This is a genomic window from Microbacterium sp. CPCC 204701, assembly GCF_004010105.1.
Lineage (GTDB): Bacteria > Actinomycetota > Actinomycetes > Actinomycetales > Microbacteriaceae > Microbacterium.
In genome coordinates this window covers 1-3,737 of record NZ_RRYE01000302.1, presented here as the reverse complement: position 1 = coordinate 3,737, position 3,737 = coordinate 1, and the positions used below count along the sequence as shown (strand labels likewise).

2 protein-coding genes and 1 pseudogene are annotated in these 3,737 nt (G+C 67.9%); 2 read left to right on the top strand and 1 reads right to left on the bottom strand.

What is annotated here, in order from left to right; translation table 11 throughout:
- The first annotated feature begins 129 nt into the window (after positions 1-129).
- Together secF and EIO58_RS14330 are read left to right on the top strand one after the other, a co-directional pair.
- Positions 130-1,119 carry a protein translocase subunit SecF gene (secF, locus tag EIO58_RS14335; RefSeq protein WP_127820099.1) on the top strand — a complete coding sequence of 330 codons (990 nt, stop codon included), beginning with the start codon at positions 130-132 and terminating at the stop codon, positions 1,117-1,119.
- Positions 1,120-1,188: 69 nt separating this feature from the next.
- Positions 1,189-3,438, top strand: a complete 2,250-nt coding sequence (locus EIO58_RS14330; RefSeq protein WP_127820098.1) for a RelA/SpoT family protein — start codon at positions 1,189-1,191, stop codon at positions 3,436-3,438.
- On the opposite strand, the pseudogene EIO58_RS18905 reads toward EIO58_RS14330, so the two are convergent.
- Positions 3,408-3,737: pseudogene (locus EIO58_RS18905) on the bottom strand (hypothetical protein); the annotation flags it as partial. The gene EIO58_RS14330 and the pseudogene EIO58_RS18905 sit on opposite strands and share 31 nt — an antisense overlap.

Sequence of the window (3,737 nt, the reverse complement as noted above, 5' to 3'; positions counted from 1 at the left end):
CGGCGAGGCGGTGCGCCGGCAGACGATCGCGGAGCGCAAGCAGGCCGAGCTCGCCGCGGCGGCGACCGGCGACGGGTCCACGCACACCTCGGCGAAACAGGCCACGACCGTCAAGGAGGGAGACGACTGATGCGCTCCATGAGCCAGCTCGGCAACGACCTCTACACCGGCAAGACCTCGTTCCCCTTCATCGGACGCCGTCGGCTGTGGTTCCTCATCGCCGCGATCCTCGTGGTCGGCTCGGCCCTGGTGCCGCTGTTCCGTCCGATCCAGTTCTCCATCGAGTTCACCGGCGGCTCGCAGTTCACGGTCAACGGCGTGACCACGACCGACCAGCTGCTCGCGACCGACGCGGTCCAGTCGGTGGTCCCCGACGCGACCACGAAGGTCGTCACGATCGGCGACGACGCGGTGCGCGTGCAGACCGACCAGATGACCGATGCCGACAGCCGTGAGGTGTCGGCGGCCCTCGCCGAGGCGTATGACGTCCCCGAGAGCGAGGTCAGCTACTCGTTCATCGGTCCGAGCTGGGGCGCCGACGTCACTCGCACCTCGCTGTGGGGCCTCGCGATCTTCCTCGCGCTCACCTTCCTGATCCTGGCCCTGTACTTCCGCACGTGGAAGATGTCGGTGTCGGCCATCATCGGCCTCGTGGACGTGCTCGTCATCACGATCGGCGTGTACGCCCTGTTCGGGTTCGAGATCTCGCCGGCCGCCGTCATCGGCTTCCTCACGATCCTGTCCTATGCGCTGTACGACACGACCGTCGTCTTCGACAAGATCCGCGAGAATACGAGCGAGGACGGCGAGGTCTCTGGTCGCACCTTCGGCGAATCGGTCAACCTCGCGGTGAACCAGACGCTGGTGCGCTCGATCAACACCACCGTCGTCGCGGTCCTCCCGACCGGCGCCATCCTGTTCATCGGCCTGATCTGGGTGGGCGCCCAGACTCTCACCGACCTCTCTCTGTCGATCTTCGTCGGCACGATCGTGGCCGCATACTCGACGATCTTCGTCGCCGCCCCGCTGTATTCGCTGCTTCGCGAGAACGAGCCCGCCATCCGGGCCCGCGACGAGCGTGTGCTCGCCGCGCGCGAGCTGGCCGGCGTCCCCGCCTGATCACCGCCTGAAAAGGTGCTCCGCGCGCGGGCGTAGGATTGTGAGGTCCAGCGGAGGGGAGGGGTTCGTGTGACCGAGACCGTCCCGCCCGCCCAGACCTCATCGCTGCGACGCCTCGTGCCGCGCATCTTCTCCCGTTCCGCACGGCGCGACGACGTCGAGCAGCTGCTGCGCACAGTGCGCACGCACCACCCCAAGGGTGATCTGTCGATCATCGAGCGCGCGTACTCGGTCGCGGATCGCGCCCACGCCGGTCAGGCGCGCCAGAGCGGCGAGCCGTACATCACCCACCCGCTCGCGGTTGCGCAGATCCTGGCCGACCTCGGCCTCGGGCCCCGCGCGATCGCCGCGGCGCTGCTGCACGACACGGTGGAAGACACCGAGTACTCGCTCGACACACTGACCGCCGAGTTCGGCGACGAGGTGGCGATGCTCGTCGACGGCGTCACGAAGCTCGACAAGGTCAAGTACGGCGAGAGCGCCCAGGCCGAGACGGTCCGCAAGATGATCGTCGCGATGTCGCGCGACATCCGCGTCCTGCTGATCAAGCTCGCCGATCGCCTCCACAACGCACGCACGTGGGGATTCGTGCCGCCCGAGAAGGCGCGCAAGAAGGCCACCGAGACGCTCGAGATCTATTCGCCGCTCGCTCACCGGCTGGGCATCCAGGCGATCAAGTCCGAGCTCGAGGACCTCTCGTTCGCCGTGCTCCACCCGAAGCTGTACGCCGAGATCGACAGCCTCGTCAAGCAGCGCACGCCGCAGCGCGAACAGTACGTGCAGAACGTCATCGAGGCCGTCGACAGCGATCTGCGCGAGCTGCGGATCCGCGGACGCGTCATGGGCCGACCCAAGCAGCTGTATTCGGTGTATCAGAAGATGGTCGTGCGCGGGCGTGAGTTCGACGACATCTACGACCTCATCGGGATACGCATCCTCGTCGGCAGCGTGCGCGACTGCTACGCCGTGCTCGGCGCCATCCATGCGCGCTGGACGCCACTGCCCGGGCGGTTCAAGGATTACATCGCGACGCCCAAGTTCAACCTCTACCAGTCGCTGCACACCACCGTCATCGGACCCGGCGGGCGCACGGTCGAGATCCAGATCCGCACGCACGAGATGCATCAACAGGCGGAGTACGGCGTCGCGGCGCACTGGAAGTACAAGGAGCAGTTGAACGGTGGCAAGGCCGACCCCAAGTCCGTCGACACCGACATGGCGTGGCTCGCCCACATCTCGGACTGGCAGGCCGAGACCGCAGACCCGGGGGAGTTCCTCGACTCGCTGCGGTTCGAGATCGGCGCGAAGGAGGTCTATGTCTTCACCCCGAAGGGTCGCGTGATCGGTCTTCCCGCCGGCGCGACGCCGGTCGACTTCGCCTACGCCGTTCACACCGAGATCGGTCACCGCACGATGGGCGCAAAGGTCAACGGACGCCTCGTGCCCCTCGAGTCCGAGCTGAAGAGCGGCGACGTCGTCGAGGTGTTCACGTCGAAGAACCCTGACGCCGGACCCAGCCAGGACTGGCTGGGCTTCGTCAAGAGCACCCGCGCACGCAACAAGATCCGGGGCTGGTTCACCAAGGAGCGCCGCGAGGAGGCGATCGAGCAGGGCAAGGAGTCCATCGCCCGCGCCATGCGACGTCAGAACCTCCCGCTGCAGCGCCTGATGAGCCAGGACTCGTTCTCAGAGGTGGCCCATCAGCTGCGCTACGAGGACGTGTCGGCCCTGTACGCCGCCGTCGGCGAGGGTCACGTCTCGACGCAGTCCGTCATCGAGAAGGTGACGGCGCTCGTCGCCGCGAACGACACCGCGACCGGCCCCATCGATCTGCCGGCGCTCGGCCGCGCCCGCGCCCCGCGGGGCGGCGATTCGGGCATCCTGGTGCGCGGCGCCCCCGACATCCTGGTCAAGCTTGCCAAATGCTGCACCCCTGTGCCGGGCGATCAGGTCGTGGGCTTCGTGACACGCGGCAGCGGCGTGTCGGTGCACCGCACGGACTGCACGAACGTCAAGTCGCTCATGAACGATCCCGACCGTCTGATCGATGTCGAGTGGGCGCCGACCACGAAGAGCGTCTTCCTCGTGCAGATCCAGGTCGAGGCGCTCGACCGCTCGGGGCTGCTCAGCGACGTCACCCGCGTGCTCAGCGAGCACCACGTGAACATCCTGTCGGCGACCGTCTCGACCTCGAACGACCGTCTGGCGATCAGTCGGTTCGTCTTCGAGATGGGCGACACCGTGCATCTGGACCGGGTCCTCAACGCCGTGCGCCGCATCGACGCCGTCTACGACGTGTACCGCGTGACCTCGTCCTGAGCCCTGGCGGCCACCAGCCCGCGCAGGAACGCCAGCGCGACGCGCTTGTGCGGCAGCGCGCCGCCCTCGAGCGCGGCGATCGCCGCAGCGACCGCATCCGGATCGACTGTCGACAGCAGACGCGCCGCGCGCGTGTGGTCGGCGTCGTCGACGCGCGCGAGGTCGGCGAGCGTCCGGGGCACCGTGGTCACGCGCACGCCTCCGACCAGCTGCAGGTGCTCTGCCGGGATCGCACGGTCGCGATACACGACCTGGCGATCGGGAACGATGTGCAGGCGCCGCGACACCGCCCGCTGCAC

Excerpts from the sequence above, each read along its gene's own strand:
- secF (WP_127820099.1), top strand. The coding sequence starts at position 130 with ATGCGCTCCATGAGCCAGCTCGGCAACGACCTCTACACCGGCAAGACC.